The sequence below is a fragment of the Rickettsia sp. TH2014 genome, from assembly GCF_019249195.1.
GTDB lineage: Bacteria > Pseudomonadota > Alphaproteobacteria > Rickettsiales > Rickettsiaceae > Rickettsia > Rickettsia felis.
Genome location: NZ_MXAX01000080.1, coordinates 176 through 6,376, shown reverse-complemented (window position 1 = coordinate 6,376; position 6,201 = coordinate 176). Strand labels below are relative to the sequence as shown.

The following is a 6,201-nucleotide window of genomic DNA, read 5'->3' as shown; positions in this document are numbered from 1 at the left end:
CTTTAAACTTCTGTTATATTCTTTCCAGTTGCAAACTTTTTGTAGCTTTGACATACACACTTGTGGTTAAGTTTTTTGTCAATTTACTACTTTTCTTAGTTCGCAGCTACTTTTTTTTATATCTACGCAACAAGGTCTTGCGGGAATGACGAAAAAAGGATAAACACAATGACACTATACTATATAGGAATATTATTAGTAATTATTGGATTATTTGCTATATTTTCAGGGATAATCGGTTTTTTTAGATTTCCTGATTTTTATACTAAATTACATGCAGCAAGTGTTATTGAAAGTTTTGGAGTGCCTGTTTGCTTAACAGGTTTTGCGTGCATTGAAGCAGATATTGTTAACTCCGGTAAATTAATTTTAGCGGCTTTATTGATTTTCTTACTAAATCCGGTAGCAACTCATGCGCTCGGTAAAGCATCGTTATTTATGAAAATTCGAGCTACCGTCATTGCGAAGAAAATTGCGAAGTAATTTGACGGAGCAATCTCAGGCTGCTTAATAAGATTGCCACGTCGAAACTACGTTTCTCCTCGCAATGACATTAAATTTTAACAACCGTATGTCAGTAACAACAGCTTTAAATTTTGATCTCGGCAATTACCTACTTAACTTAATTGCTTTTTTATTGATTTTAATCTCAATAAAAATAATTTTTGCTAAAGATTTACTAAATGCAGTTATTGCTGCGTCAATATTTAGCTTATTAATCGGTGTGTCTTATCTTATTATGGATGCCCCTGATGTCGCAATGACCGAGGCAGCACTTGGAGCTTGCTTATCAACATGCGTATATTTGAATTTGTTACGTAAATTACCTCCTGATTTAAAGAATATTGAGAGAACTAATATTATTCCCGCAAGTTTAATATGTTTATTGTTTGTAGTAACTCTTGCTTATATAGGGTTAGAATTACCGAATTACGGTGATGATAATGCTCCTATTCATATGTATTCAAGTAAATATTATCTCGCAAACACCTCTAGAGATATAGGTGTACCTTCTTTTGTTGCGGCTATTCTTGCAAGCTACCGCGCTTATGATACTTTAGGTGAAACTAGCGTAATTTTAATTGCAGGAATTGCTGTGTTGTTGGTATTTTCAAAGAAACTTGAGGAAGTGAAAGGGGGTTCCCGCTTTCGTGGGAATGACATAGCAGAGAGTAAGGATGCCACTATATTAAAAGCGTATCCGATAATAAAATATATCACTAGTTTTATAATACCTTATATAATTTTATATAGTATATATATTCAGCTTAATGGTGAATCTTCCCCGGGTGGAGGGTTTCAAGCGGGTGTTATATTTGCTTCCGCTCTCATTGCTTATGATTTAGTTTACGGCAATCGAAAATTAAGCAGATATTTTCCTCCTAACGTGCTAATTTCTATTGCTGTTTTAGGTGTAGCAATATATGCAATTGTAGGAACAATATCACTCTTTTTTAACGATAATTATTTAAATTATTATACATTAACAAATTTTATCGATGATAAGTTACTTGCTCAGCATATCGCTATAGTTATTGTTGAAATTGGTATAGGTTTGACGGTTTCTGCAATAATGTACTTAATTTATAATGTATTTAATAATCATGAATAACTTACTTTTATTAATTAAGCGTGAATTTATAGTGCAGAATCGTATTAATAATATAATTAAATATATAGTTATATTTTTTTTATTTTGCATAATTAGTACTGTTTTAATTAACAGTGAAAGGGATATTAACAAATTCGGTTTAATTTTTTCGGTAATTTGTTTATTAATTTCATTAATCGGTTTTTCTGCGGTTATATTTAAATCTGATTTGGAAGACGGTACTTTAGAATTATTGTTATCGGCGGTCAGTTATGAAAAAATTATATTAGCTAAATTTTTTGCTATATTTATCAGTAGTACGGTAGGGCTGGTTTTTGTTTTACCCATTATTTATGTTTTTTTTGATCAAACTTTGCTTGAGATAATATTTTTCTTTATTAGCGTATGGATGATGTTAGTTTTATCAAGTAGTTTAGTAGTGTTATCCGGTAGCGTGCAATGTTATTTTAAGAAGAATGCTAACTTTGTCGGTACGTTTATTATGCCGCTATTAATTCCGAATATTATAATGACGGGCTTAATATTACAAGATAATAACTTACAATTAATTTTTATTACGATAGGAATGAATTTAGTATTTTTACCGATTTCATTCTTCTTGAGTTCCTATTTAATTAAAAATATTTATAATATTACGTGATTTTGCTTTATTTTTACTAATGTAGTGATATAAAATAAAGATGAATATTATTAATAAATTTTTTTGAGAAAAATATATGTGGCAGGCTTTACGAAGGTTAATTGCAGCTAATCCTATGGGATTTTTTCTGTGGTCTATTATCACTAAATGGTATTTAATTATAGCAGTTGCTTCCTTGATTACTTTATATTATACAGTATTGGGCTTAAAAAAAATCGGGTTTATAGATTACTTTACTGAAACTACAGTTGAGATATTAGATACAACTAAAGCAGTTGCTCAAAATTGTACTACAAAACTCGGTCCTAATTGGAATCATTTAGTTAGTTTTTGGAATTGCTTAAGTAATCCCGGAGAATATAAGCATGAAGAAGGGACAGGGGCAAAAGTGTTAGAAGATGAAATAAATAAGCTTACACCAAAACAAGCAGATAGTGCTGCAGACGCTGAACCTCCCATAATAAATCCTTATGAAGAACTAGAAAATCCAAATAATCTTAATAATACCCAAAGCGGTAGTAATAATAATCGTTAATTTATGTCACTTTAATATTATATGTCGGATACTGAAGATAATAAAAACAAACAAACTACACGTCGTGATTTTATGGTTCTAACGGCTAGTAGTGTTGCAGCAGTTGGGGCTGTGTGTACGCTTTGGCCTCTCGTTGATTCCTTAAACCCTTCCGCAGACGTGCTTGCTTTATCATCAATTGAGGTTGATCTATCAAATATTGCGGTAGGGCAAACAGTTACGGTTAAATGGCAAGGTAAACCGGTTTTTATAACGAACCGTACTCCTGATAAAATAGCTGAAGCAAGAGCGGTAAAGATGTCGGAGCTTATTGATCCTGAGACTGATGAATCGCGTGTGAAAGCAGGGTATGATAATTGGCTTGTAACAATCGGGATTTGCACGCATTTAGGTTGTGTGCCGCTTGTTAATCAAGGTGAGTATGACGGATGGTTCTGTCCGTGCCATGGCTCACAATATGATTCTTCAGGTAGGGTTAGAAGAGGTCCTGCTCCTTTAAATTTAGCAGTGCCGCCTTATAGTTTTATTAGCGACAAAAAAATTAGAATCGGGTAGTTATTTATGAATGAAGATATTACCCCTAAAAAGCCCAATGCTATTATAGAATGGATAGATTATCGCCTACCTATTTTCTCTTTCCTAAAGCATTTTAGCCATTATCAAACTCCAAAAAATCTTAGCTATTTATGGAATTTAGGTTCTATCGCAGGTATTGCATTAGTAATTCAGATAATTACCGGTGTGATACTTGCTATGCACTATACACCGCATGTTGATCATGCTTTCGATAGTGTTGAACGAATCATGCGTAACGTTAATTACGGCTGGTTACTGCGTTATACTCATGCGGTAGGTGCATCGATGTTTTTTGCTGCCGTATACTTACACATAGCAAGAGGTTTGTATTACGGCTCTTATAAAGCACCGAGAGAGTTGCTTTGGCATATTGGTATTATCATTTTTCTAACCATGATGGCTACTGCTTTTATGGGCTATGTACTGCCTTGGGGGCAGATGAGCTACTGGGGAGCTACGGTTATTACTAACTTATTTTCAGCTATTCCATTAATAGGGAAGTCGATAGTTACGTGGTTATGGGGCGGCTTTTCCGTTGATAATCCGACATTAAACAGATTCTTTTCACTGCATTATTTATTACCGTTTATTATCGTTGCTTTAGTGATGTTGCATTTGGTAGCCTTGCATCAACATGGTTCAAATAATCCGAAAGGTATCGACGTTAAAAGTCCTAAAGATACTATCCCTTTCCACCCTTATTATACCGTAAAGGATTTTGTCGGTTTCGGAGTTTATTTCATAATATTTACCTATTTTATTTTTTACGAACCTAATTATTTAGGGCATCCCGATAATTACGTCCCGGCAAATCCTTTAGTTACGCCTGCTCATATCGTACCTGAATGGTATTTTCTACCGTTTTATGCAATCCTTAGAGCCGTACCGTCTAAGCTCGGTGGAGTGTTATTAATGTTCGGAAGTATATTCGTGTTATTCTTACTACCGTGGCTTGATACTTCAAAAGTCAGAAGTAGCAATTATAGACCGATATATAGAATTGCTTTTTGGATATTTATGGCAGATTGTTTATTACTCGGTTATTTAGGCGGACAGCCGGCGGAAGAGCCGTATATTACAATTAGCCGCTTTGCTGCTTGTTATTACTTTTTCCATTTCTTAGCAGCCTTGCCGCTGGTAGGTAAATATGAGAAGTCGCTACCTCTACCGGAGGAGTTGTGATACTGTCATTGCAGTACCGAAGTCGTCATTGCGAGCAGATGGTTTTATGTCATTCCCGCGTTGATATAACCTTGTTGCATGGATCGAAAGACCTACTCGATGCCATTCCTGCGAAAGCAGGAATCCACTATAACGCGAGATAAATCGAGCTTTGTATTTAGGATTTTTTTGGATTCCTGCTTTCGCAGGAATGACACCGATCCCGGTAATGCTTTGTAGGACTGACATCGTCACGAAGATATAAAAAATTTATGAAAACAAAATTACTTATCTCTATCATCATATTAATAACTTCTAGCGTATGCCTAGCAGGTGAAGAAGCATTACATCCAAAAAAGATGAAATGGTCGTTTGACGGTGTATTTGGCACAGTTAATCGTGAAGCAGCACAAAGAGGTTTTCAGGTCTATAAAGAAGTTTGTAGCGTTTGCCACGGTTTAAACAATTTATATTACCGTAACTTGAAAGATATTGGCTTTTCGGATGATGAGATAAAAGAGATTGCCAAAGGCTATACGGTAAAAGATGGTCCGAATGATGACGGTGAGATGTTTGACCGTCCCGCTCTTCCATCCGATCGTTTTGTACCTCCTTACCCTAATGAGCAGGCAGCAAGAGCAGCTAATAACGGAGCACATCCTCCTGATTTATCGTTGATAATAAAAGCACGTCATGATGGAGCTAATTATATATATTCGCTGCTTACCGGCTATACCGAACCACCGGCAGATTTTAAGTTGATGCAAGGGACTCATTATAATCCGTATTTTCCAGGTGAGCAAATAGCAATGCCGCCGCCGCTTACAGACGGGCAGGTAACCTATATGGACGGTACTAAAACAAGCGTAGAGCAGATGAGCCATGATGTTGCGGTATTTCTGCAATGGGCAGCTGAGCCGGAAATGGAACACCGTAAATCTATGGGTCTTAAAGTTATGATGTTTTTAGTAGTGCTTACTATCTTTTTCTATATTGCAAAAAACCGCATTTGGTCTAATCTGAAGTAGTTCCTATTATTGGTGTTGTTGTAGAGATTATTAAACGTGCTCTATGTCATTCCTGCGAAAGCAGGAATCCAAAAAAAAATATAAATACAGTAAATTTTTAAAATTAAAAGCTCGCTTTATGCTGGATTCCCGCCTACGCGGGAATGACATAGTCCATGCTACCGCTTTTTTCCTCTTTCTTAGTGCAGTAATTAATCTTTGCTATACTTATCCTAAATTATATAGATAGGTATTTATGATTACTTTATTTGCAGCGATTACAGGCTTTATTAGTTCTATCATTCCTGAGATTTTAAAAATATACAAAGATATTAACGACAAAAAAACACGAGATAAATATTTTAGATCGTCAAATTGCCAATAACAAACTCAATCAATCCAAGACTTTTACAGAGCTTACCATATCACAAGAAATGGTAGAGCAATATTCTCTTTTATTCTACCTATAAATCAGGTGTTAGTTGGGTTGATGCTTTAAACGGTTCGGTAAGACCGGTGCTGCTTATAGTTTCTTTGCAATGTATGGAGGTGTTAAATATGTGCAATATAAATCGTTAAAAAGCTCTGCTCTGCTAGTTGAGTATCTAGACATATTATAGAGCATAGAAGATCAAACGGTAACCCCCCCAAAAACAATCGACAAAAGGAG

The 6,201-nt window shown here is 35.1% G+C and carries 7 protein-coding genes; all 7 read left to right on the top strand.

Annotated features, from left to right (window positions below; all coding sequences use genetic code 11):
* The first annotated feature begins 168 nt into the window (after positions 1-168).
* The 7 genes from KYQ89_RS01360 to KYQ89_RS01330 all read left to right on the top strand — a co-directional run bounded on the left by KYQ89_RS01360 (position 169) and on the right by KYQ89_RS01330 (position 5,552).
* Entirely contained in the window at positions 169-483 is a 315-nt protein-coding gene (locus tag KYQ89_RS01360) for a Na+/H+ antiporter subunit G (protein ID WP_218460059.1), read from the top strand.
* Between the two features lie 64 nt (positions 484-547).
* Positions 548-1,612, top strand: a complete 1,065-nt coding sequence (locus KYQ89_RS01355; RefSeq protein ID WP_218460057.1) for a DUF4040 domain-containing protein — start codon at positions 548-550, stop codon at positions 1,610-1,612.
* Positions 1,605-2,252 (top strand): heme exporter protein CcmB, encoded by a 648-nt coding sequence (locus tag KYQ89_RS01350; RefSeq protein WP_218460056.1) that lies wholly within the window; start codon positions 1,605-1,607, stop codon positions 2,250-2,252. The genes KYQ89_RS01355 and KYQ89_RS01350 overlap by 8 nt, the downstream gene beginning before the upstream one ends.
* Positions 2,253-2,328: 76 nt before the next feature.
* Positions 2,329-2,787: a DUF2670 domain-containing protein gene (locus KYQ89_RS01345; RefSeq protein WP_011271327.1), complete on the top strand. Its 459-nt coding sequence runs from the start codon at positions 2,329-2,331 to the stop codon at positions 2,785-2,787.
* Between the two features lie 21 nt (positions 2,788-2,808).
* Positions 2,809-3,342, top strand: a complete 534-nt coding sequence (gene petA / locus KYQ89_RS01340; RefSeq protein WP_218460054.1) for a ubiquinol-cytochrome c reductase iron-sulfur subunit — start codon at positions 2,809-2,811, stop codon at positions 3,340-3,342.
* Positions 3,343-3,348: 6 nt separating this feature from the next.
* Positions 3,349-4,545: a cytochrome b gene (locus tag KYQ89_RS01335; RefSeq protein WP_218460053.1), complete on the top strand. Its 1,197-nt coding sequence runs from the start codon at positions 3,349-3,351 to the stop codon at positions 4,543-4,545.
* A 251-nt stretch (positions 4,546-4,796) separates the two neighbouring features.
* Positions 4,797-5,552, top strand: coding sequence for a cytochrome c1 (locus tag KYQ89_RS01330; protein WP_218460052.1), 756 nt, complete (start codon positions 4,797-4,799; stop codon positions 5,550-5,552).
* The last annotated feature ends 649 nt before the right edge of the window (positions 5,553-6,201 follow it).